18 protein-coding genes and 1 pseudogene are annotated in these 26,208 nt (G+C 62.4%); 7 read left to right on the top strand and 12 right to left on the bottom strand.

Features of this window, described 5'->3' with window-relative positions; translation table 11 throughout:
* Positions 1 to 19: 19 nt before the first annotated feature.
* Positions 20 to 859: an ANTAR domain-containing response regulator gene (locus ACIUM1_RS24875; protein ID WP_406815133.1), complete on the bottom strand. Its 840-nt coding sequence runs from the start codon at positions 857 to 859 to the stop codon at positions 20 to 22.
* A 164-nt stretch (positions 860 to 1,023) separates the two neighbouring features.
* Here ACIUM1_RS24875 and ACIUM1_RS24870 point away from each other — a divergent pair, with 164 nt between their 5' ends.
* Positions 1,024 to 1,734, top strand: a complete 711-nt coding sequence (locus tag ACIUM1_RS24870) for a cutinase family protein (RefSeq protein ID WP_406815132.1) — start codon at positions 1,024 to 1,026, stop codon at positions 1,732 to 1,734.
* A 979-nt stretch (positions 1,735 to 2,713) separates the two neighbouring features.
* On the opposite strand, the pseudogene istB reads toward ACIUM1_RS24870, so the two are convergent.
* Both istB and istA read right to left on the bottom strand, forming a co-directional pair.
* Positions 2,714 to 3,506, bottom strand: a pseudogene (istB, locus tag ACIUM1_RS24865) (IS21-like element helper ATPase IstB).
* A complete protein-coding gene (istA, locus tag ACIUM1_RS24860) occupies positions 3,503 to 5,020 on the bottom strand; it encodes an IS21 family transposase (RefSeq protein ID WP_406815131.1) in 1,518 nt (505 codons plus the stop codon). Before istA ends, istB begins: the two are co-directional and overlap by 4 nt.
* A 267-nt stretch (positions 5,021 to 5,287) precedes the next feature.
* On the opposite strand from istA, the gene ACIUM1_RS24855 reads away from it, so the two are divergent.
* Together ACIUM1_RS24855 and dcm are read left to right on the top strand one after the other, a co-directional pair.
* Positions 5,288 to 5,650: a hypothetical protein gene (locus tag ACIUM1_RS24855; RefSeq protein WP_406815130.1), complete on the top strand. Its 363-nt coding sequence runs from the start codon at positions 5,288 to 5,290 to the stop codon at positions 5,648 to 5,650.
* Positions 5,651 to 5,873: 223 nt separating this feature from the next.
* Positions 5,874 to 7,727: a DNA (cytosine-5-)-methyltransferase gene (gene dcm / locus ACIUM1_RS24850; protein ID WP_406815129.1), complete on the top strand. Its 1,854-nt coding sequence runs from the start codon at positions 5,874 to 5,876 to the stop codon at positions 7,725 to 7,727.
* Here the strand turns inward: dcm and ACIUM1_RS24845 are convergent.
* The 6 genes from ACIUM1_RS24845 to ACIUM1_RS24820 all read right to left on the bottom strand — a co-directional run bounded on the left by ACIUM1_RS24845 (position 7,724) and on the right by ACIUM1_RS24820 (position 18,655).
* Positions 7,724 to 8,998 carry an ATP-binding protein gene (locus ACIUM1_RS24845; protein WP_406815128.1) on the bottom strand — a complete coding sequence of 425 codons (1,275 nt, stop codon included), beginning with the start codon at positions 8,996 to 8,998 and terminating at the stop codon, positions 7,724 to 7,726. The two genes, dcm and ACIUM1_RS24845, sit on opposite strands and share 4 nt — an antisense overlap.
* A 29-nt stretch (positions 8,999 to 9,027) precedes the next feature.
* Positions 9,028 to 9,432 carry a very short patch repair endonuclease gene (locus ACIUM1_RS24840; protein ID WP_406817852.1) on the bottom strand — a complete coding sequence of 135 codons (405 nt, stop codon included), beginning with the start codon at positions 9,430 to 9,432 and terminating at the stop codon, positions 9,028 to 9,030.
* 140 nt (positions 9,433 to 9,572) lie between these two features.
* On the bottom strand, positions 9,573 to 14,651 hold the full coding sequence (locus tag ACIUM1_RS24835) for an FtsK/SpoIIIE domain-containing protein (RefSeq protein ID WP_406815127.1): 5,079 nt from the start codon (positions 14,649 to 14,651) through the stop codon (positions 9,573 to 9,575).
* Entirely contained in the window at positions 14,648 to 15,922 is a 1,275-nt protein-coding gene (locus ACIUM1_RS24830) for a hypothetical protein (protein ID WP_406815126.1), read from the bottom strand. Before ACIUM1_RS24830 ends, ACIUM1_RS24835 begins: the two co-directional genes overlap by 4 nt.
* Positions 15,923 to 15,924: 2 nt before the next feature.
* A complete protein-coding gene (locus ACIUM1_RS24825; RefSeq protein WP_406815125.1) occupies positions 15,925 to 17,781 on the bottom strand; it encodes a hypothetical protein in 1,857 nt (618 codons plus the stop codon).
* A gap of 421 nt (positions 17,782 to 18,202) precedes the next feature.
* Positions 18,203 to 18,655, bottom strand: coding sequence for a VOC family protein (locus tag ACIUM1_RS24820; protein WP_406815124.1), 453 nt, complete (start codon positions 18,653 to 18,655; stop codon positions 18,203 to 18,205).
* Positions 18,656 to 18,803: 148 nt separating this feature from the next.
* Between ACIUM1_RS24820 and ACIUM1_RS24815 the strand changes: the two genes are divergently transcribed.
* Complete coding sequence (locus ACIUM1_RS24815; RefSeq protein WP_406815123.1) at positions 18,804 to 20,072, top strand: cytochrome P450; 1,269 nt, start codon at positions 18,804 to 18,806, stop codon at positions 20,070 to 20,072.
* Between the two features lie 4 nt (positions 20,073 to 20,076).
* Here the strand turns inward: ACIUM1_RS24815 and ACIUM1_RS24810 are convergent, their stop codons facing one another.
* Positions 20,077 to 20,685, bottom strand: a complete 609-nt coding sequence (locus ACIUM1_RS24810) for a TetR/AcrR family transcriptional regulator (protein WP_406815122.1) — start codon at positions 20,683 to 20,685, stop codon at positions 20,077 to 20,079.
* A gap of 64 nt (positions 20,686 to 20,749) precedes the next feature.
* Between ACIUM1_RS24810 and ACIUM1_RS24805 the strand changes: the two genes are divergently transcribed.
* On the top strand, positions 20,750 to 21,241 hold the full coding sequence (locus ACIUM1_RS24805; RefSeq protein WP_406815121.1) for a DUF1707 domain-containing protein: 492 nt from the start codon (positions 20,750 to 20,752) through the stop codon (positions 21,239 to 21,241).
* Between the two features lie 42 nt (positions 21,242 to 21,283).
* The gene (locus tag ACIUM1_RS24800; RefSeq protein WP_406815120.1) at positions 21,284 to 21,811 is read left to right on the top strand and encodes an IS1096 element passenger TnpR family protein; all 528 of its coding nucleotides are present in this window, start codon (positions 21,284 to 21,286) and stop codon (positions 21,809 to 21,811) included.
* Between the two features lie 39 nt (positions 21,812 to 21,850).
* Here the strand turns inward: ACIUM1_RS24800 and ACIUM1_RS24795 are convergent, their stop codons facing one another.
* The gene (locus ACIUM1_RS24795) at positions 21,851 to 23,338 is read right to left on the bottom strand and encodes a serine/threonine-protein kinase (RefSeq protein ID WP_406815119.1); all 1,488 of its coding nucleotides are present in this window, start codon (positions 23,336 to 23,338) and stop codon (positions 21,851 to 21,853) included.
* 261 nt (positions 23,339 to 23,599) lie between these two features.
* On the opposite strand from ACIUM1_RS24795, the gene ACIUM1_RS24790 reads away from it, so the two are divergent.
* Positions 23,600 to 24,985 carry an FAD-binding oxidoreductase gene (locus ACIUM1_RS24790; protein WP_406815118.1) on the top strand — a complete coding sequence of 462 codons (1,386 nt, stop codon included), beginning with the start codon at positions 23,600 to 23,602 and terminating at the stop codon, positions 24,983 to 24,985.
* Between the two features lie 20 nt (positions 24,986 to 25,005).
* Here ACIUM1_RS24790 and trxB read toward each other — a convergent pair whose 3' ends face one another.
* Positions 25,006 to 25,998: a thioredoxin-disulfide reductase gene (trxB, locus tag ACIUM1_RS24785; protein WP_406815117.1), complete on the bottom strand. Its 993-nt coding sequence runs from the start codon at positions 25,996 to 25,998 to the stop codon at positions 25,006 to 25,008.
* Between the last annotated feature and the right edge of the window lie 210 nt (positions 25,999 to 26,208).

Below are 26,208 nucleotides of genomic sequence, written 5' to 3'. Positions count from 1 at the left end.
CGCAGCGGCCAGTGCGAGCTCAGACGGCCTGCGGCGCATCGGCTTCCGGGTCGGAAGTCGCGCTGAGTTGCTGTACGAGATCGGCGGCGACGGCGCGCAGCGGGACGTTCTTCTCCTGGCTTTTCCGGCGAAGCAACTCGAAGGCCTGGTCGGCGTCGATCTGGTGGATGGCCATCAGCATGCCTTTGGCCTGTTCGATGGGGGCGCGGGTCTGCAGCGCACGCTGGATGGATTCGGCCACTTCGCGGGCAGACCGGAAGCGGGCGAAGTCGCCGATCGCGCGGGACACCGCCGCGGTGAGCATCGCGAGGATCTCGGCATCGAAGTTGTCGAATGCCGACCGCGAACGTCCGTAGAGATTGAGCGATCCCAGCGTTTGGTCGTCGGCGAACAGGGGTGCGGCCAGGAAGCTCAGAATTCCTTCGTCGCGGGCCGCGGCGGCGAATCTCGGCCACTTAGCCGCGGCGTCATCGGAGTCGACCAGCACGATGCGGCGGGTCCGGGAGGCGTCCAGGCACGGTCCCTGACCGGCCTCGTATTGCTCGGTATCGACGCGCAGCGTGCGTTGGTCGGTGTGCACCGCGGTATAGATGCGGCCGCCCAGGTCGATGGTCACGCCCGTGCTGTCGGCGCCGTCGACGGCGTCGTGCGCGATCTCGCAGACATGCTGCAGCAGCGTCAGTAGATCGTCTTCGTCGGCGATGCTGCGACTGGCGCTGACCAGCATCTGGCCCAGCATCGTCGGCGTGATCCTGTTGCCGGCGGCGGCCTGGATGACCAGGTCGGCGACCTGCTCGCTGTCCTGCGCCGACGCCGCGGCCGGAAGGGAGTCGTCGATGCGCCGATCAGGGGAACCCATCAGCACAGTGTGACACGAGTTGGCGGCGTTTACGCCTGGTGAGCAGGCATTCAGGTCTGTTGTGATCGCCTTCGGGGTGACGAACATGAAGGGTTCGTCAGGGCGACACCGCGGACATCGTTGGCGCCGGTTTCAGCTTCCATACCAGCGGGCATCCGCCAGCGGTGAGCGCACTACGATTAATCCGTTTGCTGGGGACCGCCGTGGCTACGGCTTGGGCGTGCGTGGTCAGCGCACCCGTCCCCATCGTATCCGCCGCCCCGTGTCCTGACGTCGAGGTGGTGTTCGCCCGCGGGACTGGCGAGCCACCCGGAGTCGGCGGGGTCGGGCAGGCATTCGTCGACGCGCTGGGGTCGCGCATCGGCGGTAGGTCCCTCGGGGTGTATCCGGTCAACTACGCGGCCAGCGCCGATTTCAATGGCGGCATCGCTTTCGCGGCGACGGTCGTCGAAGGGATCAGAGACGCCGGCGCTCATCTGGAATCCACGGCGGCCAGCTGCCCCAACACCAGAATGGTGCTCGGCGGCTACTCGCAGGGCGCGGTAGTATCCGGCTTCGTCACGTCGGCCTCCGTGCCGAAGGAGGTGCCCGCGGAGTTCGCCTCCTCGGTGCCGCAGCCGCTACCGCCGGAGGTGGCCCGCCACGTCGCCGCGGTGGTGCTATTCGGGACGCCGTCCAACGAGTTCTTGCGCGATGCCGGCGCGCCGCCCATCACGATCGGTCCCCTGTACGCGCCCAAGACCCTTCAGTTGTGCGCTCCCGACGACAACATCTGCGATGGCGCCCCTCCGGGGCCGCCCGGTATCGCCCATACCGCCTATCCGGTGAACGGCATGGTGAATCAGGGCGCTGATTTCGCTGCGAGTCATTTGTAGGGTGCGTTGTTGATTTTGTCGGAGATGGGTGCGATTAGTCCAAGCCACCAGCCAGATTGGTGGCGGACCAATCGGAAACCGGTGTGATCCCAGGGAATAGCAACTACTGCGGGCGAGGGCCGGTCCATTCGAAGTAATTCCGCTCACTTGCAACGGAGAACGGCTGCGACTTTCCGCGGACACCGCGACGCAATATCTTCTGCGCAGAAGCGCTGAAAGCCTTACTACCGGAACCGCCTGCACTCTGCGCGCGCTTGGGTGATAGCCGGCTCTTCCCGCAGCCTTTGGAGACACCCGCCCGCGATCCCGCCGCCTGTTAAGGACCATCAAGAGCAGGGCTCGTTGCTGCCTGTAGTTTCATGCGTATCGCGTAAACACCCGCCACGGCCAACATGTGCGCAGTATTAGCGGTGAGGAAGAAGGTACCGTCAGAACCTCCACCGGCAAGCGCGGCGGCGGCGCCAGCCCCAGGTACGGTGGCGACACCGTCCGTTGCGACACCCGTGGTCGTTACAGTCGTTGAGGACAAAGTCTCGTGCCTCGAAGCTTTCGCTGTCGGCGTCCCCATCGCTGCAACCCTGTCTCCCAAGGCCTCCCATTCCACCGCCGCGGCTGCCAACCACTGGCTGCGACGCGCCTCCGCGTCCCAGCCGTTGCTGTTTCCGCGAGCCTAAACACACCAGCAAACGAGCGGGTGGCTGTCCGAAACTTCTACCTCTAGGGGTCGCCGGAGACCCGTTTGGAATCGCGGCGTCGTTCCGCGCCCAACCAACAGCAGGCCCGCATCCATACCGGCAACGCTGGAGTGACCGCCGAAACGTGCGATGGTGTCCTATGGCCTTTCCCATGTGGAATTATTTCCCCCGCAACGCTCAGCCACCCGAGTGGGTTACGAAGCTTGTCGATGTCAATGGCCAAGTCTTTGTCGCCATTGGTGGCCGGATAAAAGTCCCCACTCCCGTGCGGTGATTCTTGGTTGTTAGGGCTGCTCCTTCCGGTGTTGGGCGTCTTTCATCCGGTAGGAGTCACCGTCGGTAATGACGACGGTGGCGTGGTGCAGCAGGCGGTCCAGGATGCTGACCGCGGTGGTCTGCTCGGGCAGGAACCGGCCCCATTGCTCGAAGGGCCAGTGCGAGCCGATGGCCAGCGAGCGGCGTTCGTAGGCGCCGGCGACGAGCCGGAACAACAGCTGGGTGCCGGTGTCATCGAGGGGTGCGAAGCCTAGTTCGTCGAGGATGATCAAGTCGACCCGGAGCAAAGATTCGATGATCTTGCCGACTGTGTTGTCGGCCAGTCCGCGGTAGAGGGTTTCGACGAGGTCGGCGGCGGTGAAGTAGCGGACCTTGTGCCCGGCGTGGATCGCGGCGGTCCCGAGTCCTATCAAGGTGTGCGACTTGCCCGTTCCAGCTGGTCCGATTATCGCCAGATTCTGTTGCGCACGAATCCATTCCAGGCTCGATAAGTAGTCGAACACCCTGGGCTGGATCGACGAGGCGGCCACGTCGATCCAGCATCTTGGGAACGGGGAACGCCGCGGCCTTGAGCCGGTTGACGATGTTGGAGGCGTCCCGGGCGGCCAGTTCGGTCTCGACCAGGGTGCGTAGCACTTCCTCGGGAGTCCAGCGTTGCGTTTTGGCGGTCAGCAGGACTTCGGGTGCGGTGCGCCGGATCGCCGCGAGCTTGAGGCGGCGCAACCCCGCATCCAGATCAGCAGCCAATTGTGGGAGCGACGGTGGTGCAACGGGTTTGATCTCTTTGGCCGTTGTTGTCATGACGTCGCCTCGCCGTCGGCGACGGGAGCGATCTTGTAGGCGTCCAGCGAGCGAGTCGGGGCGACCGGCAGGTCGAGGATAAGGGCATCCCCAGCTGGGCGTGGTTGGGGTGTTCCGGTGCCGGCGGCCAGGATCGAACGAACATCGGTGGCCCGGAACCGCCGAAATGCGACGGCCCGGTGCAACGCGGCGACCAAGGCGTCGGTGCCGTGGGCGGCGCCCAGCGCCAGCAGGATCTCCAACTCCGATGCCAGCCGGGTGTTGCCGATCGCGGCGGCCCCGACCAGGAACGCCTCGGCGTCTTCACCGAGGTCGCAGAACTGTTTCTCGACGCTGGTCTTCGGGCGAGGTCCGCGGTCCGGCGCTGGCCGGGGTCCGTCGTAGTGGGTGTCGAGTATCGATGCAGCGCCGGGGGCGACCAGCTCGTGTTCGGCCACGATCATCCCCGTCGAAGGCTCGACCAGACAGACCGCGCCGTGATCGACGACAACTGCCACGGTGGTGCCGATCAGCCGGGTCGGCACCGAGTACCGAGCCGACCCGTAGCGGACACAGGACAGCCGATCGACCTTGCGCAGTACCGACGGTGCCCCGACCCGCAGTCGTAGCGACGGCAATGGTTGCAGCAGTTCCCGTTCGGCGCTTAGCCGCTCGTCGGGGATGGCGCAGATCTCCGCGTGCACCGCGGCGTTGACCTCAGTGCACCAGGCTGCCGCAGCAGTGTTAGCGACTCGCACGTTGACCGCAGTGCCGGCGATGGCGGCCTCTGTCAGCAGCGGAACCGCGAGATCGCGCTGGGCATAGCCGCACAGGTGTTCCACGATGCCCTTGGACTGCGGATCATTGGCGTGGCAAAAGTCCGGAGCGAACCCGTAGTGGCTGGCCAGCCGCACGTAGTCCGGCGTCGGGACCACCACGTCGGCGACCACCCCGCCTTTGAGGCAGGCCATCCGATCAGCCAGCACCCGGGCTGGGACCCCGCCGATCGCAGCCAAGGTTTCGGCGATCAACGCCAGCGTGGTGAACGCCCGCTGATCGGTGGCGAACCGCACGAACCGCCACCGCGAGAACGCCAACACGGCGCAGAACAAAAACAATCCGGGTGCTGCTTGGGCCCAGTCGATGACTAGATACTCACCCGGCGACCACACCGCCGGACGGCGACCCACGTGATTGTTGCTGCGCCACAACGCTTTCGCTTGAGCGACCAGCCGCCGGAAGTTGCGGTCCGAGCCCTCATAACCCGCGGCCGCCGCGATGGGCAGCAACCGTTTGGCCGAGATCCGGCCCTGGGACTTGGCCACGCGTTCGGCGACCAGCCCGGCCACCGCGTCGTAGTTGTGGGCCCGTCCAACCCGCGGTGCAGGCGTATCGCCGGCCTGGTCGGCCTCGAACTTGTCCACGACACGCTTGACGGTCTTGTGGGTGGTGCCGCACTGCTCGGCGGCGGCTCGGTAGGTCCCGAGTTGTTGATAGGCAGAAATGATGTCCATGCGGTCCTTCGCAGACTTCAATGGAACTCCCCGGTGGTGGCGGCGATTGGTTGGCGCCTTCACCGTCACCATCGGGGCCCGCAGTTCCTGGTCGACACGACGAACACGGGGTGGGGACTTTTATCTGGCCACCAGCGGGGACCTCCACTTGGCCACCAGTGGGGACTTTTTCATGGCCACGGACAGTCGAAGTCTCGCATCAACAGAGCAGACCATTTCGACCGTCGATAAAAGACTGGGCTCAGCAGCGACCAAGTCTTGAGACATCTGAGCACTGGCATGACCGGTATGGGTTTCAAAGTGGAGTCGGGCAAGACAAGGGAGGCAAAAATAGTCCGACCGGTCCTCTACGGAGAGAACGGTGTGCCATCCGTCTCGTACGAAATAGATGCCTTCCACGATGAATTGGGCATTGCGGCGGAGATAGAAGCAGGGCGAGGCGCCCACAACAACGCCGAGTATCGCGATATCCTACGAACCTCTTCGCTGCTCAGCGCAGACTACCTAGTGCTGGTGATGCCCATCGCGTACCGGTGTGGCGCATCCGCGTTGACACCTGCTTACAAGAGGATGCTAGGCCAACTTGAGGCAATCTACGCCTCGAGAGGGTTGCCACTCCCTTTTGCAGGTCTCCTGCTTGTCGGCTACTGAAACACGACGATGCCGAGCGCGGCAATGATCGCAGGTCGTCGGACGCCAAAGCTATGGTTACGCTATGTCGTCGCCACCATCGGAAATCTCGAAGAAGAATGCCTACGGTGTGCGCCTCGTCCGAGGGCCGTTCCTCACGCTTCCGCCGCACCGCGATCACATTGATGACGTTGACAACTTCGTCTCATACGCAAGAGGCGTTCGTGAAAGAACTGAGGCACCCTTGGCCGTCGATTTCTTCAGCGGGGCAGGTGGCCTGAGCTTGGGCTTACAGCAAGCCGGATTCCAAGTTGTCCTTTCAGCAGACCACGAGCCGTTCGCCAACCGGACTCATGCGCATCACTTCGGAGGAGTGGCGGTCGACTGGGATCTCTCTGATCCTGCGGTTGTCGCCAAGCTTGGTGACCTTGTTGGCGAGGCAGAAATCGACTTGGTCGCTGGAGGCCCACCTTGCCAGCCATTTTCCAGAGCCGGTCGTTCAATGCTCCGTTACCGGGTCCAATCCGGTCTGCGTGATCCGCACGACGAGCGTAGAGACCTGTGGCGCTCGTTCCTCGAGCTCGTCGATCGGGGCCGCCCAAAGGCAGTTCTGATGGAGAACGTGCCCGACATGGCTCTCGACCGCGAGATGTTCATTCTTCGGAGCATGGTCGAAGAGCTAGAGCAAATGCACTACTCCGTCGAGGAACGTGTGGTCGACACTTGGCGCTACGGCGTTCCACAGTTTCGTCAGCGGCTGATCCTGGTGGCACTACATAACAACACAGAATTCAGATGGCCTGCGGAGACTTCAGAGCCAGTCAGCGTCTGGAACGCTATCGGAGACCTACCAGAAGTTGAGGGCGGATGGCGTCCGGAGGGGGGCGAGCACGGTTGGGCAGAGTACGCAGGACCGATCACGAACTTCCAGCATGAGATGCGTAGCGGAGTTGCGCCTGGCGATGCGCACAAAGTGTTTGATCACATCACGCGGCCCGTCCGAGACGACGATCGTGAAGCATTCGAGTCGATGACGTACGCGTCGAAGTACACCGACCTCAAAAAAGAGCATCAGCGCTATCGCGGCGACATCTTCGACGACAAGTACAAGAGGTTGAACGAGAACGACCTGTCTCGGACAATCACGGCGCACATTGCAAAAGACGGTTACTGGTATATCCACCCGCGCCAGAGCCGCACGCTGACGGTTCGGGAAGCAGCCCGGCTACAGACGTTTCCCGACGACTTCAGGTTCGATGGTCCTCCGTCTGCGGCGTTCCGTCAGATCGGCAACGCAGTTCCACCAAGGCTCGGTTTTGTTATGGGACAAGCCATCCGCGAATCCTTGAGCAATCCGCGAGACGCTGGCCCGTCCACCCGAGACACCGCAAAGTCACTGGCCGACTGGATGACGAATTCGGACCATGTCCGAGCACTGCCCTGGCTGCAGTGGGTTCGGGGTGTACCGCCGTCGCGTTGGTTGGTCGTTGCGTCAGAAGAACTGCTTGACAGGGCCCCAGCGTCGCTGATGCGACAGGCCTGGAAGTTGTTGCGGGACAATGACAAGCCTTGGGCCCTCCCGCTCGCCAAACGTCGACAATTTGAAGAACACATGCAATTCATCACCGCAAATACCGGACGCGAGCCTCGGATGCAGAGAATCCTGGCCCTCCTCGACCAGTTGAAGAAGGCGCCAGAGGCTTTGGACGGTCCCGTCGAGCAGATACGCACGAATCTCAATGTCACCCAATCAGTCGCGGACCTGGCCGTGCTCGTCTCACCGATCGATCCAGTAGACACGCCTGATGCGGCAGCCGAGGAACCCGTCCTCGTTACTAAAGGAGTACTGCGCGTTGCTAGTCGATTCCAGGCCAGTGATGTCGACCGCAAGAACCAACTCACCGACGGGCGGCTCGCCGTGGCCAGAATGATCGGATTCGGCGCCTATTCGCGCGCCGCCCACCTCGGGCTCATTGAACTCGCGAACAGCTGGTGCCGGCCGCTGAACCCAGAATGCCCGCGGTGTCCGCTTCAGGCTTGCTGCCCGGAAGGCAAGCAGGTTACGGAATCCAGCCCAAGGCTGTTTGATCCGGATTAAAGGCCTAAAGCCTTCGCGATCTTAGGCTCGGACCTACGAAGTTCGGCCGCGATCCTTTTGAACGCGTCGACCTCACCTGCGTCAAGGGCGGCGCCCTTCAAGGCGAGCCCTACATCGAGACCCGCCGAGAAGTTGTCGGTGATGGGGCGGTCGCGTTCTCCTTTAGACTTCGATGATTTACGGTACAAATCGTCCGCAAGGCTGCAGATTTCGTTGATGGGACGCTCGATCATGTGTCGGAGCTGACTCGGCAGGGCGACCCGCATCTTCGCAACGTTGATGTTGAACGCTTCATCCAGGTCGGTGTCGAACTCGATACTGGCGCGTGCCAATTTCGTATGCTCGTCGATGCTTCGGATTCCGCTCCATCCGCCCCATTGGACCAACCGTCCCGCGCGGTAGGTGTACAAACCCTGCTGGCGATTCCACTTGAGCGGCCCTGACATGCGCTCGAATTCCGCCGATGAACTGAACTGGTCGCGGCCGGGAAGTACAAATCGCCGGAGGGTTACCTGGCCGGTTGCGTCACCGTGCTCGATCTCGAAGACCTGAGGTACCAGTTCCCGGGTGGCCAACTCGGAACGCGCAAACGGGTCCCACGGAACTAATTTTTGACCATTAACAGTGATAACCAGGCGATCTGAGCGAGCCTCACCGCTGAGGAATTTATGGAAGACCATAGCGAGGTGCTCGGCCGCCTTCTGCTGCAGCGTCTCAAATCGACGCTTCGCCCAACCACCCGAAGCATTCTTAGCTGGAACGACCCGGTCTAGCTTCTCCCAGATCACGACAGTCCCGGTAGCATCCTCAAGGAGGTTTTGCGCCCTCGCTACGAGTTCGGTCCGTTCCGGCTCGATAATGAGCCAATCATCAAATTCCGCCACTAAGTCGAGGTCAAGCTGGCGCGTCTGGATGACACGCCTTCCCGCCGATGTCCGAGTTACCACAGTGAAACACCGACCCTGCGATAACGAGGCGGTCTTCAATCCCAAGCCGTACCGCCCGAGGTCGCCCGTACCGTATTTCCGTCGGCTACCGAATCGCATGGCTTCGGTCAGACCGTTGATGGTCATGCCTTGCCCGTTGTCGGAAATGAAGACTCGCGATGCCGCGCCATCGAACTCGATGACAACATTAACTTGGGTAGCCTCCGCCGTGATGCTGTTGTCGACAAGGTCTGCAATGGCCGAGCTGAAGTCGTACCCGATATCTCGCAGGGAGTCCGTCAGGCGTGCCGCGGACGGAGTCACGCTCGTCATACGTCTCGGCATCGCCGTACCCTTTCGTTAGGACCAGGTTCTCACGAATCGCTGGCCTCATCTATTCGACCCGCCGAGGAACCGACGCGTTCCAGCCAAATTTTGTAGATCCCCGCGGCGGCGACCACTGGATCCTCGTGCTCCCACACATGAACGGATATCCAGCCGATATCCTGCAGCTGCAGGTCTTTGCGACGATCCCGCGCCACGTTCCCTTCAAGCTTTGCGGCCCACCACGTCGAATTGTTTTTTGGTGATGTTCCGTGTTCGGGGCAGCGATGCCAGAAGCAGCCGTCTACGAACACAGCGACACGCGCCTTCGTCAATGCGATATCAGGTGTTCCCGGCAGAGTACGTAGATGCAGCCGGTATCGTAGGCCGATTCGATGCAGCTCACGGCGAAGCGCGAGCTCGACGCCAGTGTTGCCACGGGGCATCGACTGCATCTGCCGCCGGACGATTTCATTAAGCGGTCGCGGTGCAGTGCTGCGGCGACGGTCTTGGGACACCACAAGTCTTCCAGGAACGGACTTCGAACAGCTACGGCCTATCGGATGCTGACAGGGTAGAACATATTTTGCCGCCACTATCCGTCAGGCTCGGCATTGGTTACCATCGCGCATTGGACGCGCTCGAGCCGGTCCGCGACCTTCAAAAACGCGTCACCCTTACCGTTTAAAGTTTCCGCGCCAGGTTCGTCCATTACGATGCGGCTTTCAGTCGCGCCGCGGCAGCGAAGAGCTAGCTGAGCGGGAAGATTTGACCGAACTGTCGTGCTTATGTTCTCGGCACTTGGCTTCTGCGTAGCGATGATTAAATGGATTCCGCACGCTCGAGCTTTCTGCGAGAGACGCTTAACAGCCGCTTCGATCGCACGGCGGGCTTCAGGTTCGGATACGAGATCCGCGTACTCGTCAAGGACGACGAGCTGCCACGGAAGTTGCTCATTAGCCATCACAGCACGGTTGTACTCAGGCAGGCTTCTGACCTTTCGAGATCGGAACAACTCGTAACGCCGCTGCATTTCACCGACGGCTTGTTCCAAGGAGGCGACGGCGTCGTCGTCAAAGAAACCAATCTGACCCAACAGGTGCGGACTCTGCTCAAACGCGAGCAGCTCGGTCTGTTTGGGGTCGATTAGGACAAGCTTAAGTTCATCAGGGGAGTAGAAGCGCGTCAACCCGTACAGAATCGTATTAAGCGCTTCCGATTTCCCGCTGCCGGTCGCGCCGCCGATTAGCATATGCGGCGAATTGGCTGATGAGAAGTTGATCTCAATTATCTCGTCGCGTTGATTAACACCGATTGGTACGGCGAGGCCTTCGGCCGGCACTCCTGGCCATCGTTGCCAAAGTTCTTCTGCCGAAACGAAGTAACGGTCATTATCCGCCTTGGGTACGTCAATATTGACAGTTCCCCCGCCGATCGAGATGCGTAGCTGCTTCCCTTCTTCTAGAGCAAGGGCGAGGCGTAATGAGCTGTCGCAGTCGCTGATCCGCTTCGGTGCAACCCCTCTGTCAGGCTTGACGCGAAATTGCACAAACGCAGGGCCTTCAATGAACAAGGGTTCGCCGTCTTCCGGGCTGCCGACACTCACCCCGAACTCAGACAACGTATCGAGGATTAGCTGGTACATCTCGACCAATTGCAGTCGTGTCATACCACCGTGGCGTTCGGACGCCCCGACGTCAGCAGATGTGGAGGGCGTCGGGCTCGTTTGCTCGTCTGGCTCGATACTTTTGTCGGCCTCGGCGGGGGTTAGGTCAATCGCCGTCCCAGGCTCCCAGTCGTGGCCTTGATGGTGCTCGTCGCGGATATCGGCGAGGACGTCGGTTTGATCCAAAGAAGTAAGCGTATCGGCACCCTCGATGAGGTCGAGGATCTCCAATGACGACGAGCGATATACAAAAACACCATCGGCTAGCTGCCGAGAGAGCGGCGCTTGGCGTTCATAGATGCAGATCGAATACAGGGCCTCACAGTAGGCGATGTCGAATTCCCCGGTACGAATGTCCTCGCGCGTCACTTCATCAATAACACTTGAGTCTGAGCCAGGTGTCCGCCCAGCTGCGCCGCGGAGGGCCGACAGCACCGCGCGCCGCCAGAACAGAGCATCGGCGGCGACCGCCGATCCATCGCCGTTCGGTTCCAACGCTTCACCGACGAGCCGCGCGGTTATGGCGGCCTGTTCTTCGCCGTGGGCGTCATAGGCCTGACGCAGCTTGCCTTCTACGGCCAAGATGCCGACCTGAAGCCGCCCCTCCTCCCTGTAGACCTCGACCCGACACAAGTCAGCGCGTACCGCATTGTCCCCTCCGAACCAATCTGAGTGTTCGTCCAAGGAGATCCAGACCGTTGAGTCAGACGCTATCGGGCGGTGTCGTTCGGCGATCCTTTTAGCAACCATCAGGCCGAGGACTTCCTCGGTGATGCGCGAGACACCCATGGACCGAAGAATCAATCCGGGTGCGACAGTGCGGATTTCGTCGTAGATGTGCATTGCGAGGGCATGCCAGTCGAGGCGTGGGATCGCGCGCGAGATCCTTTCGAGCTTTCGCCCAAGCCGCCGCACCACGAATGCCTTGCCGGCGTTCGAGGATACAACGAGCGTCGACAATCCGCTCTGTCCTACACCTTCACGGACAGTCAGGACGTCGGGACGCTGCGGAAGACTTTCTATCTGGTCGCGGCCGACATACCTGTCCAGCGTTATGACCCAGTGGCTGCAATCGTGTAACGCGGCGAAGAAGGGGCCGGCTTCTTCGAACCTGATCCTCAGCTTCACGTAGTCAATGGCGTCTGGGGACTGTGGCGAGATCGCCTCGGACCGGAGCAGTCGGACGTTTGCGGTCGACCAGTCGTCCAATACGGAGTCGGCCGACTCGGTGCGCAGCACGATCGAGACCGATCCGGCCGCCGCTTCCTGATCGACGTAGGTGGGGTCATCGTGCAGTGTGTGGAAAGACCCTGCGCGCTCTTGGGGCGCGTCGGCGTATTCGTTGACGTCGACCTTGTCACCGAAGAAATTTGGAATGACGGCAATGTCGAACTCGAGCTCCGAAAGCTGTTGTGCTGCTTGAACTTCTCCTGTCCATTCGGCAAGTTCTAACTGCAGTGGCGGACTGTGCCGCTCACCTCCGGCAATCCGGCTTTGTGTCTCGAGCCGCTGAAATGCTGCGACCAAGGCGTCCCAGCTATCCCTTGGGGCGAATACGTGGCAACTGACCGGTAGATTCTTCCATTCGTTCCTGCGGAGAAGGCCGACAAGCGCTTGCGGTACAGTGCCCCCGGCTGGCAGTACGAAAACCAGACTGATCCCATCACTCTTGTGGGGGTGCGCTCTGAGATAGTTCACAATCTGGTGCGCCACTTCAGCAAGCGCGGAGCTGTCGAGTTCCGCCTTCCACAGCCCAGTGACCTGACCCTCCTGCTTGATCGCGGCATAAGACTCGGTGTATCCGTGCTCGGCAACCGGTACCAACAATGTTCGCGCGCAGTTGGCCAGAAGGGGAGGCTGTCCGTGGGGTGAGAGTGATTCAACAGCGTCCAGGTAAAAGTTTTCGTTGATGCTGTTGAGTTTCAGAGCGCGGTCGAGCGCGCGCTGACAGATGATGGTTGTCTCGCGCAAGTAAGCGCCGAGCCACCGAAGCCGTAGCGGGTGGGATAGCAACATGAGGGCCCGTGACTGGCCGATGCTATGAACAACGTCAAACGATAGAACGGCTTGGAGGCGCGGATCCAGTACACCGTTGGGAACGAACCGTACCCTGGCTTCGGCGAGCTTAGCCGTCCATGCCTCAACATACTGGTCGATGCTGGTGGCACTGAGCCCGTCATCCGAGACCGAACGGAGAAACGCCTGGCGGAGTTTGACGATCTCCGAAATAGTGTCGTCATCCGCGGAGACCGAAATGTCACTTGGCTGAGTTCCGAGCAGGTCAGCGATGGGCGCGAGGCGAGCCGCAGCCTCTTGCGCTAGCAACTCGAAATCGCCGGATGGTAGGTCGAGGAGAGGCAGGGCCGCCGGCGCGTCGTCAGCGCCGACCATAATCCAGCCGAACGCCAACCACGTGATGTTTGTCGGGTGCCAGCGGAGGTTGGTCACTTCTTCCAGGACACCACCGCCATGATCGTCACCGCTACGTAGAACAATTTCGATCGGTACACCGTCCCATTCGACGGGGACCTCCACCGCCTCGTCCGCGTCGGCATCGTTTTCTTGACCGGCCCCCGAACCGACCCGCGGAGCCTCGTGAAACTCGAGGAGGATTGGATCGACGAACAGTTGGACACCTGATGGGTCAAGGCTGGAAGCCTGAATGAGCTCGTTCAGGCTCTGGGCATACAGGAATCGGAACAGTCCAATAGAGGGATGCGACGCAGATTTGTCCGGCATCCGTCCGCACCGGATCTCAAGTTCGGCGCCCTCCAACTCATCCGGAGTGAAGCTTCTGAGCACCTCAACAATCTGTGTAAACGGGTTAGCGAAGAATCGGTCTCGGGGATAGGCGAGCTTGCGGAGCAGCTTCTGCGTCTGCACGGTGAGTAGGTCGACTAGCGGGGCCGCCTCGTCGGGAGGCGGCGCTTCCACGAGGCGGCGCGCCGCCTCCTGCTCTCGGAGGTTGAGACTCTCTTGGAGATCAAGCTCGTCGAATTCATACAATCGGGAGGCATGGTCGCGCGTCAGCTCTTCTCGGACGCGGTCACCCAACGGCACGCCAGTCACCACTGCCTTGGAGAAGATCTGCTGATATACCCAGAGCGGGAGTTGGCGGCGCGCTTCCTCGGACCGATTCTCGACAAAGGCGGCGCATGCGTTCTGCCAACTCTCGACCGTTGCCCGGTCAAGGGCTCCGCCGCTTTCGTCGGTGAACTGAGTTGCGCGTATTCGAGCGAGCAGCTCCTCTGGGTCTTGATCAACTCCGTTCGGATCCATTAGGTCCGCCAGTCGGTAGTTGGTCAGCAGCCGGCGGGAACTACGCGAGTCAGAGTCCCACGCCTCATCGGGAAGCAAACCCAGGCTTGGCAGCGAACGACCGACCGTCGCGGTGAGTGCACTGTCGTCGAATACCTCGCGCCCCTCCGCGCGCAGCGACCCAGCCACAGCCAACGCGAAGTCGGCAAACATCCTCACCGAGATGTTGATGTGGTTCAGCAGCGAACGCCTCAAGTCGGCGAGCAGGTTTGCCAGGCGGCTAGGCATAGCGGCAGGCCCCGAACCCGCTTGTTCCCAGGCGATTTCAATAATTCTACGCTCAGGACTGAATCCATCTGAATCCAACGACCCGTCAAGGTAGTTGCGGTCTTGAACGGTGAACATCGACTCCAACCCCTGTTCGTCGGATTCGACCTTTGTCTGCACGTAAAGCAGGCCACCGTCATTGTTGTTGCGGTACCACGTAATCGCTTTGTCGGAGTCAGCCAGAAAGCGTTCATCGCAGGCGACATCCGTATCACGTGCCAGAACGACACGGACGGCGCCCATTCCATCGGCCTCCGCGCGGCTGGCCCACAGCTGCAGCAGCTCCTCAACTTCCGGATCAAGCAAATTCTTCACCCTAAGAGCCGGCTGGTCGGCTTCGCCGCCACCCTGCGTGCTGTACGAGTCTCTAAGCACGTGTCTTGCGGTTTCGTAGGCAAGCGTGGCGATTAGTGATGTAGTCATTTCAGCGCACCTGTACCCACCATGCGTGTGGCGTCTGAGTACGCATGCATCAACCCGGCGGTAAGAAGTTGCGTCGCGAACGCAGCTTCGTTGTCTTCGAAGATGCTGGCGTCGAGGCGGTTTAACGCGCCAGTCCGCGCAGCCGCTTCTCGCCCGAAGACAAGACCGTAGTTGTCATAAAGAACGCGGGTGAAGTTTTCGAATGAAATTTCTGCATCAGCTTGGACGTGCGCCAGGGTGAGCGCCTCGACCAGATCGAGACCGATGACGAAATAGCGTCGACCCGTAAATGCATTTAGCATGCCGATCCACGCACACGTTCGAGTAAAGAAGCCTTGAAGGTCCTGCCGCGATTTTGTTTTCAATAACTCGTCCTCCGGCAGGCAGTCCTGCGCGGCGGTGACGATGGTCGCCACGATCTCTTTGAGCGCTCGTGCAGACTCTCGTCTGAGCTGACCCGGACCGGTCCCGCAGTCGATAACGATGCTGGTTGGCTCTGTTCCCAATCGGCCTGCGGAGCGGTTCTTCTGGCAGATGGCGAGCCAGAAGCCAGTCCAGTTCATGATCGCTTTGACACGGGCCGTAGAGGACAGGTCGGTATGGGAGAGGATGGAGCGGATACCGTTCCGGAAGTTGCCATCCAAGGCATCCTCGCGTGGACTCGCCTGCTGCTCAATCGGGTCGACTTGAGCGTCCGTCTTCGCTCCATACCTGGAGAGCACCGAAGCCAGGCTGTCCAGCGGCGTGGACGCATCGTCCGGCATCAGTTCGCGGAAGCCCACGCGGATGGTCTCTCTCCGGTCGCGGTCAGGGTCGCTTCGGAGCACTCGATGAGCCAGTGCACCGCCACCCCTTAGATATCGCCTCTCGACCCGGACGCTATCTCGCGCGCTCGACCGCCGGGTTCGCGCGTCCCAGTGGATGAGGGATCTGGTGTACGGAAAAAAGTGTGCCGCTTCCCAGTTTGCGGATTTGCGATCAGGAACCGGAAGCTGCAGACATTTCAAGAGAGCGGCGAGAACAGCGCTGGCGTCCTCCCCGACAAAAGCGTCACTTCCCATATTGTCAGCCGCGAATCTGTCCTGATCCCACACGAGGCGCCGCGCAAAGTCGTGACCGACCCTCACAAAGGTGGGCGCATCAGCATCCGACAGGATATCCGTCGGACAGCCGTAGATGTAGTTCAGCAGTTCGAGGCCAGGGTAGAGCCCAGCAGCGTCGGCCAATAAGATTCCGCCAACCATCTCGTGTGAAATTTCGGGAGTTTGCATGCTCAATCTCCACTGACGACGATCACATCGCCCTCCTCGAGGGCCACGGTGTGCATCCGCCCGCTGACCATGACGTCGATGCTGTCGTGGTCGCTCTGGCGTCCGCGTTCGGCAAGAAGGCCAAGGAAGTTTGTGATCCTCCGTACGTCGTGGGCATAGAACGCGTCGGGCAGATAACCGGAAGCTGCACGCATGATGCAGTCGAAAGTAAGTAAGTCCAATGGGTACGTGTGCTTATGGCCAGTGGCGGTCTCTACGGTGAGAAGAACGACACGGTCAATCCAGTCAACCGCCTCGGTGAGCGAGTGGCGACGCTGCTCGGCAGGAACATCCCATCCTTCTGACTGCGGGACAAGCTTGATCTGCCGGGAGGGGATTTTCCTGGCAATTATCGCTGCGTGATTTGTTGACCGGCCGAAGGCCGGATCTACAAGGTGCAGGGTGTTCTCGCTGCCCGGCAGCCTAAGGCCTTGGATGGTGTGTAGACCCGCAATCAAACGGTTTTTGATACGGACCTTGCGGTTGTTGTCTTGCTGGTCACCGAGCAGCCAACGAAAATTATCATAGAAACCGAATCCGAGACGGCCGGCCTCAATGCCGTCACATCCGTGATGGTCGAAGAAGTCGCGGCGTCTTAGGCCTCGGATGACTTCGCGTGTGAAGTCCGCCTCGTCGTCTCGCTGCTCTCTGCTTCGGGCGTTCGCGACAATCTCATCGATTCCGTTTTTCGCGTCGATCGTGACATCTCTTCCTGCGAAACGCTTCGTGAAGACAAGTTCAAACGAAGCATCGATTAGTGTGTCCGGATCATTGATCAAGCGATCATCGACGTGACGCTCCGCGACAAGGCCGGGGTCAAGCGGCCGCAGCTCTCTGAGCAGAGGGATGCGGGCAAGCTTATCTCTGCTCAAGCTCGACGGATTGGTGAACAATAGGCTGTAGAAAGTGAATTCATGTTGCCAGCCGAATTTTTGACGCGTGTACTCACGGTGAACATCCGCACATCGCAAACCGCCGGTGAGTAGATAGGCGACGGTCATCAGGATCTCTCGTATGGTGATGACCGTTCCGAGCCTCTCGGCGATCGCCATTACCTCACGCACGCGGTCGCGCCGATTCTGTCCTTCAGGCCCGTCCAACATCGCTGCGTTCCTGCGGATGGGGCAGCCACCGGACGCATCGCAGTTGTCGCAAGCGTTCCAGCGTCGTTGGGCTAGCCAGCCAAGGCGCTGCCCTTCGCCGCTGAGCACACGTTCAATTACCGAATTCTCTTCTTTAGCCACAGATTGGTAGTTGAGATTGACGATATGAAGTTTGCCGTCAGCGGAAGCAAGGCCCGAAGAGAAGGAGCTGCCGAAGGCTTGGCGGAGCACTACGAGATGCGGGTTGTCGGCCCCGGCGAAAATGGAACGAAGTCTGCCCTCGTTCACGCAGACGATGCTTGTCGAGGTTTTGTCGGTCGCGGCGCCGGCGAGTTCGCTACGCGCGGTCGCAAGTGTCAGCTCTGAGAAGTCTTTGAAGATGCGAAGCCGCTGTCGACCGCCTTGCGCTGTCGATGGTTCGAGTACTCGCCCGTCACAGTGCTCTCGAATCGTCCTACGCGCAGTTTCCGGATCGTAGCCAAGGTGATCGCGGATCAAGCGGCTACAGAGATGCGTCTTTCCGTGTCCCGCATCGCCAGTGAGTATGACGAGACCAGCGCCATCACCTAGGACTTTTTTGAGGTATGCCAAGGCACGGGTCTCAATTTCCAAGGAATCGTCTGGGTGGCGGTTCTCCTCGTAGATCTGGTCGTGAGACGCGTCGAACGGCAAGTATCTATGCAGCCGCTCGACATGCGGATTGATCTTGAACGCCAAATCTTCCCCTTGTCGCCCAGCAACCCCCACTCCAACTCGGAGCGGGCGGCTCCCGCGAGCCTAGTTCGCGTCGTTGCACTTGCTCAGGGAGTACTCGGAGGCGAATTTCGTTCGGAGGCAGACTAGCAACGACCGTCGGTTCGATGCTGTCAAATCGAAAACAAGGTGGCTAATCCGGAAGCGAGCCGAGCTGTTCTCAGCCGACGCCCAATTTACCCCCGCCTCTCGGTGAGGTCATTCCACAACCGCCGGCGGCTTAGGGGCGGTGTCGAGCAAGTGGCCACGGGTCTTGTGGGGCGCGTGAGCTGTCTGCCTACCACGCCTGCAAGAACCAATTCTGCACCGTGGTCGTCCTGTGGTCGCACAATGGAGCACGGTGAAGAGTGAACGACGCGGACGGCAAGCTCTCACAGGGCAAGTACTAAGGCCTCACCGGCAATGCCGCCAACCACCCATCCGAAAGCAACTCCAACAGCTGCCCATCCGGATCCCGGATCATCGCCATCGCCTCACCCACGGACCCGTCAACCACCGCTCCCCCGAACTCGGCCACTCGTTCCAAAACCCCCAGAAGATCCGACACCGAGAACGAGATGTGCGTCAGCCCGACCTGATCCATGACTCGCTCCGAGCCGGCATGAACCTGACGCTTCGAATAGTCCATCAGCTCGAGCACCAACCCATCCCGCACCAGATACGTCGCATGCACGCCGATCGGCTCGGGCAGCCCAACCAACCGGGAGGTCGGGCCGTCGGGCGGGTCCAGTTCCCACCAGAACTGGAACCCCAGCAGGCCCTCGTAAAACCGGCGCGACCGCTCGCGATCGCGAACGCATAACCCAACGTGATTGAAAACCGTCCGATGGCTCGTCATGACAACCTTTCCGCAGCAAATCCGGCCTTCGCGCCCACGCCGCCCGACCCACAAATCACTACCGTCGCCCAGCTCAACCGCGCAATAATGCAAAAATAACAAGCACACCGCCGAACAAGCAGATCACCTTCCCTCGGAGGGCTTTTCGATGGCCACACGTCCGAACGTCAGCGCCGACGCAATCGTTGACTTCGACCATCATTCCGACGCCTTCAACCTCAACGAGCTGGCCGTCAACGCCGAGCTGCGGCAGCGATGTCCGGTGGCGTGGAACGAGAACTACGGCGGATTCTGGTTCCTCAGCAGCTACGACGCCGTGAGCCAAACCGCCCGCAACGGCGGCACTTTCGCCCACAAGTACGAGCCCAACGCCGCAGACGGCGTCGACTATCAAGGCGAGATGGGCGTCCCCCGCCCCGACGGCCAACCGGCCCTCGGCATCGGCGAAGTCGACGGCCCCTACCACCAAGCGCTACGGCACGCGCTGGCCCCGTTCTTCTCGCCCGGCGCCGTCGAGAAACTCAAACCGTTCATGGAGCAATCCGCCCACTGGTTTCTCGACCAGCACATCGCCGACGGGCACATGGACCTGGTGCTCGACTACGCCAGCCCGGTCCCGGCCATCCTGACCATGAAGCTGATGGGCCTGCCGTACGACAATTGGGACTTGTACGCCAACCTCTTTCACTCCGTCATGGCCGTCCCCCAGGACAGCGACGAGTACGCCAGCGCGATCGCCAAAGTGCCCGCCATGATGCAAGAGGTCCTGGAGTTCGCGGCCAACCGCAGGGCCGGCGCCCGAGAAGACTTGACCAGCTTCCTCATTCAGTTCGAGTTCCAGGGCCAGCGCCTCACCGACGAGCAGCTGCTCAACATCTTGTGGAACCTCATCGGCGGCGGCGTCGACACCACCACCTCCCAGACCGCGCTCACCCTCAGACACCTGGGCATCCACCCCGACCTCAGGCAGCAACTCATCGACCACCCGGAGCTCTACCGGACTGCCACCGACGAATTTTTGCGCTACTTCTCGGTCAACCAAACCCTCAGCCGCACAGTCACTCACGACGTCGTGCTCGCCGGCCAGCGCCTGCGCAAGAACGACAAAGTCGTCATCAGCTGGCTGTCGGCCAACCACGACGAAAACGAGTTCGACCGGCCCGACGAGATCATCCTCGACCGCACACCCAACCGCCACGTCGCGTTCGGGCTCGGGCCGCACCGCTGCATCGGCTCGCACCTGGCCCGGCTGATGTCCAGCGTGATGGTCAAAGCCGTCCTCTACCGCCTCCCCGACTACCAGGTGGACGTCGAAAACGTCCACCAGTACCTGGGCAACCCGAGCATGACCGGCCTGGCCACGCTCCCGGTCACCTTCACCCCGGGAGCCAGCCAGGGAACACAACGCCCCTGGTGAACGCTCAAAGCACTTGAGCCACAACGCCCGCGACTAGTTCGTCGGGGGCCTGCACAATCCCGACAGCACCCAACTGGCCGCCGATGGCAAGTGACGCGATGCCGTGCACCAGCGACCACAGCGGCGCGGCCACCTCACGCGGATCCCGACCCTCGACGATCCCCGCCTGCTGGCACTTGGAGATCCCGTCGAGCAGGTCGCCAAACGCCTGCTCGCCGGCCATCGCCATGCCCGGCTGCTCGGCCTTCAGCGACTCCGCGCCGAACATGACCTGATAGTGGTCGGGATGGGCGATGGCCCACTGCACGTAGGCGCGGCCGAGCTCGACGACTCGCTCCTTGGGATCCGAGGCGCGCTCGGCGGCCGCAACCAGAGCGGCGTGCAGGTCGTGGAATCCCTGTTCGGCGACGGCGGCCAGCAGCTCGGCCTTGTCGGCGAAGTGTCGGTACGGGGCCGCGGCGCTGACGCCGGCGCGCCGCGCCGCCTCGGTGAGGGTGAATCCCTTCGGCCCCTTTTCCGCCACAAGGGACAGGGCGGCGCTGGTCAGGGAGCGTTTGAGATCGCCGTGGTGATAGCTCTGACGACGCTCGACGGACGACCGCTGCACTGCCATGTTGACGACATTAACATTCTGGGTCTATGTTAATGCTATTCACATCGGCGCCGAAGGAGACGACATGTCGAACCTGCTGGAAACCACGTCCACTCTCGCCGGCACCCGCGATCGGGAGAAGACGGCCGACCTGCTCGGTCAGGCGCTTGCCCAGGGCTACCTGCAGGTAGACGAGTACGACCGACGGCTGCAAGCTGCTTTCCAGACGCACACGGCCCACGAACTACGCGAACTCATCGCCGACCTGCCGCTCGATGCGATCCGGCGACACGACCCCCGCCGGCGTGCCGCTCGCATCGCCGCGGCTCGCCGTGGACTGCGCGCTCATCTTGCCGCGTACCTCGCCATGGTCGTCATCGTGCTCGCCGTCTGGGCCGCCGTCGCCATGACGACCGACGCCACCTACTTCTGGCCGATCTGGCCCATCCTCGGCGCGGGCATCGGGCTCGTCAGCCACGCCGTGTCGATACCACGCGGCAACCAAAGCCGTTGGCAAACGAAGCTTTCCGGTTTCGTCACACCCGCATGGTGCCGCGAACTGCCGCGCCGGTGGTGACCCCTTGCGCGCCAACGCGGCGCGACTGCACTATGGCTAGCCATGGCGCAAACATGGTTGTCGATCAGGGTCGATCTAATCAGCGGTCGCGGCGAGGACTATTGGCCGCGACCCGGCCGAATATTCGCCGCAAATCGCACCCACCGCTTCAGTCAGCTCGCTGAGGCGATCGACGCCGCCTTCGCCCGCTGGGACCGCTCGCATCTCTACAAATTCGAGCTAAGCGACGGCCGCGTGATCGGCCAGCCCGAGTTCGACGACTTCGACCAGGGCTTGCTCGACGCCGACGCAACAAAACTGTCGACGCTGTCGTTGGGTGAGCAACTCGTCTACGAGTTCGATTTCGGCGACGGCTGGACACATCTCTGCACGGTGGGACCGGAAGTGATCGATCCGGAAGACGAATTGGGGATTGTGCCGAGGTCCCCGCTCGCCTACTTCGGGTGGGGCGACATTCCCGACCAGTACGGTCGCCGGTGGATCGACGATGACGGCGAAGGCAATGAGCCACCCGATCCTGAACTGAGCGATCTGCCGCCATTGCAGCCGGGGTGGGGGTCCCAGACCTGAGGGCCGCTTGGCCTCCGAAACAGCCTTCGCCCGTGCTGATTACGACGCCGTCGCGTATTGCAGCACCGGCTCCGAGGAATCGACGTGGCCGAAGCTGATGATCCGCAGCCGGTTCGGCCGCACCTCGTAGACCACGCCGTCGACCGGGTTGGTGACGTCGAAGCCGTCCTCGACCCGCTCGGCGTTGGAGAGCTCGATGTGGGCGCCGTCGCGAATCCGCTCGCCGCGGTAATAGTAAGTGCCGCTGAGGTTTTTGCACACCACCACCAGCGACTGGGCGGTGCGCAGCACGGCGGCCGGCGGATTGCCCGGGTCGCAGCGGGCGGTTTCACCGACGAACCCCAATCCGTCGGCGCCCTTCACCGGACGTGACAACGTCGGCGTCAGCGGTGCCGGCGGGGTGGTCGGGGCGGGAGGCGCCGCCTGCGCCGTCGACGGCAGCGGAGCCCCAGACCCGTTGTGATGGCTTCCGCCAACCAGATTCACCGACAACAGCAGCCCCGCGATCAACAGCACCGCCGCCACCGCAGCCACCACGAGAGGCGTGCGGCCGATCGCCGGCCAGTGCCACGAGGGACCGGAGGCCGGAGGAGGCGGCTCGGGGCCGCCGTCGGCGGGCTCCTCGAGTTCCACAAACGACACGGTCGGCAACGGACGCGTCTTGAGCGGAGGACCGCTTCGGCCCGCGGCGGCACCCACCGGTTCGTAGGCCGCGAACACCGCCTCACTGGCGGCGCGGGCGAGCTCACCGGCGGACCCGAATCGCGCCACGCCCTGTTTGGCCATGCCCCGGGTAATGATGTCGTCGTACTCCCGGCCGACCCCGCGACGCATGATGCTGGGCCGGGGTGCGGGCGCCAACATGTGCGCGCGCTTCAGCTCCCCCGCGTCCTCGCTGTCGAACGGCGGCTGGCCGGTAAGGCACTCGTAGAGCACGCACGCCAACGAGTAGACGTCGGTCTGCGGCCCGGTGCGCCCGGTGGTGAATCGCTCGGGCGCCATGTAGGTCCGGGAGATCTTCTCGTCGCCGGCGGCCTGGGCGATGCCGAAGTCGGCGAGATAGGTGAAGTGGTCGTGGGTGAGCAGGATGTTCTCGGGTTTGACGTCGAGGTGCACCAGCCCACCGGCGTGCGCGGCGTCCAGCGCGCGCGCCACCTGCGCGGTGATCGAGGCCGCGCGCGACGGCTCCAGCCCGCCCTGCTCGCGCAGCAGATCCTTGAGGCTGCCCCCGTCGTCGACCAGGTGCATGTCGATGAAGGGCACCCCGTCGATCTCGCCGAAGTCGTGTAGCGGCAGGACGTGCGGCTCCTGCAGTCGCGTCACCTTCCGGCATTCACGCCAAAGTCGTTGCTGGAAGCCAGGGTCCGCGGCCGTCTCGCCACGTAAAAGCTTGACGGCGACCATCCGGTCCTTAACCGTGTCGTATGCGCGGTAGACCTCGCCCATCGCCCCAGCACCGATCAGCGAACGCAGCTCGTACGGCCCGAACCGGGTACCGAGCCGCGAACCGCGGGACGAGGAGGTCACGTCAGCAATCCTTTCTCAAGACAGTCCAGAGCGCGAGTTCCCGAATCGGGCGTCGACATAACGTGCGCAGCCTCACGCGTGTCGCTATACCGGGACACCGCTGATCGCCGCTATTGTTCGCCGGCCGGCTGGCCGACAAGATCAGCCTGCACGAAACCGCGCCAGCCCCACCCTAGCGGCAGCGCCGCCGAACTTCTTCTCCGCCGCGAGTCGCAGCACCGATACTGTAATTGTCCGGCATGTAAGAAGGTGAGGCCTTCGATGACCGACATGACGGCGCAGTTCGCGGAGATCGTCGGCGAGCACAACCTGCTTACCGGCGACGCCATTTCCGACGACTACTCGCACGACGAGGTGCTGACCAAGCCGCCGCAACGGCCGGCATACCTGGCCAAACCCGCGACCGCCGACGAAGTCGCACAACTCCTCAAGCTCGCCACCGAACACCACGTGCCGGTGACGGCCCGCGGCTCGGGCACCGGCCTGTCGGGCGCGGCGATACCCCGCGCCGACGGGCTGCTGATTTCCTTCGAGCGCATGAACGCCGTGCTGGAGGTCGACGTCACCAACCAGGTCGCGGTCGTGCAACCCGGCGTGACGCTCACCGAACTGGACGACGCGACCGCCCGCACCGGGCTGCGGTACATGGTGCATCCGGGCGAGTTGTCGTCCAGCGTCGGCGGCAACGTCGGCACCAACGCCGGCGGCATGCGCGCGGTCAAATACGGCATCGCCCGCCACAACGTGCTCGGGCTGCAGGCCGCGCTGCCCACCGGTGAGCTCATCCGCACCGGCGGCAAGATCGCCAAGGTCTCCACCGGCTACGACCTGACCCAGCTCATCGTCGGATCCGAGGGCACCCTGGCCCTGGCCACCGAGGTGACCGTCAAACTGCATCCACGCCTCGCCCACAGCGCCACCGTGCTCGCCCCGTTCGCCGACTTCGACCAGGTCATGGAGGCGGTGCCGCGGATCCTCGCCAGCGGCCTGGCGCCCTACATCCTGGAATACATCGACAACGTGACGATGGCCGCCCTGGTGCACACCCAGAATCTCGAGCTGGGAGTGCCCGATAGCATCCGCGACAGTTGTCAGGCCTATCTGGTTGTGGCACTTGAGAATCGGACCACGGATCGGCTCGACGAGGACGTCGAGACAACCGGCGAACTGCTCGCCGAACTCGGTGCGGTGGACGCCTACGTGCTCGAGGGCGGCTCGGCACGCAAGCTGATCGAAGCGCGCGAAAAGGCGTTCTGGACGCTCAAGGCACTCAACGCCGACGACCTCATCGACGCCGTGGTGCCGCGCGGCGCGATGCCGAAATTCTTGTCCGGTGCGCGCGGCCTGGCGGCGGCGGCCGGCGGTGCCGCGGCGGGCTGCGGACACGCCGGTGACGGCAACGTGCACCTGGCCATCTTCTGCCCTGACCCGGCGATACGAACGCAACTGTTGACCGACATCTTCGCGCTGGCAATGGAATTGGGCGGAGCGATCTCCGGCGAGCATGGCCTGGGCCGCGCCAAAGCCCCCTACTTCGTGAAACTCGAAGACCCGGTCAAGGTCGACCTGATGCGCCGGATCAAGGCGAGCTTCGACCCGGCGGGCATCCTCAACCCCGACGTCGCGTTCGCCGCGGGCGACGCGTAATCGACCCCGCAGCGTAAACCTCAGTTACGCAACGGCTCTCGACCCAGCGCAGGTGTGACGGAGGCGTCCACCTCGGTCTCTTCGTTGTCGGTGAGCCAGCGTTCGGCGTCGATGGCGGCCGCGCAACCGCTGCCGGCGGCGGTGACGGCTTGGCGGTAGGTGCGATCCACCAAATCCCCGGCGGCAAACACCCCGTCGATCGAGGTGGCCGTGGTGCGGCCCTGAACCAGCACATAACCGTCGGGATCGGTCTGCACCACATCGCGCACCAGCTCCGAGCGCGGGTCATGCCCGATCGCCACGAACACCCCGGTCACCGGCAACGTCGAGACCTCACCGGTGCGCGTGTCACGCAACCGCAAACCCGTCACCGTCTGCTCACCCTCGACCGCCTCGACCGCCTTATTGGTCAAAATAGTGATCTTGTCGTTGGCCTTCGCACGCTCCAACATGATCCGCGACGCCCGAAACTCCTCCCGCCGATGCACCAAGGTCACGCTGCGGGCAAACCGGGTCAAAAACGTGGCCTCCTCCATCGCCGAGTCCCCACCACCGACCACCGCGATGTCTTGATCCTTGAAAAAGAACCCATCACAGGTCGCACACGACGACACCCCCCGGCCCAGCAACTCCTGCTCCCCAGGCACCCCCAAATACCGCGCGGCGGCACCCATCGCCAAGATCACCGCCCGCGCCCGCACCGTGGACCCCTCGGCCGTGGTCACCGACTTGACCGGACCCTGCAGCGACACCGCGTCGACGTCTTCCATCCGCAGATCCGCCCCAAACCGCAACGCCTGCTCACGCATCTGATCCATCAACTCCGGACCCGTAATCCCATCACGAAAACCCGGGAAATTCTCCACCTCGGTGGTCGTCATCAACGCCCCACCAAACGCCGTCCCCTCAAACACCACCGGCGCCAACTGCGCCCGCGCCGCATACAACGCCGCGGTATACCCCGCAGGACCCGAACCAATAACGATCACATCGTGAACCGTGGAGGAGCTCATAACCGGCCACAATACTGCGAATCCGTTAAGTGCCAGGTCAATCCCCCTGGCGGCCAAGGCGAAGACGTGAACCAGCGCACACAACACCGGGTTGTGCCTTCACAACACATGACCTCTACTGACACCGCCGTCGGCGGTGCACTATGGAAGTCGCGACCCGTGGGTCCAACGACGAACTTGCGGGTGCCTACAGACCCAACATCATCGCGA

Origin of the sequence: Mycobacterium sp. M23085 (assembly GCF_045343915.1) — a bacterium.
Taxonomy (GTDB): Bacteria; Actinomycetota; Actinomycetes; order Mycobacteriales; family Mycobacteriaceae; genus Mycobacterium.
The sequence above is the reverse complement of the archived record's forward strand: the minus strand, read 5'-3'. Positions and strand labels throughout refer to the sequence as shown.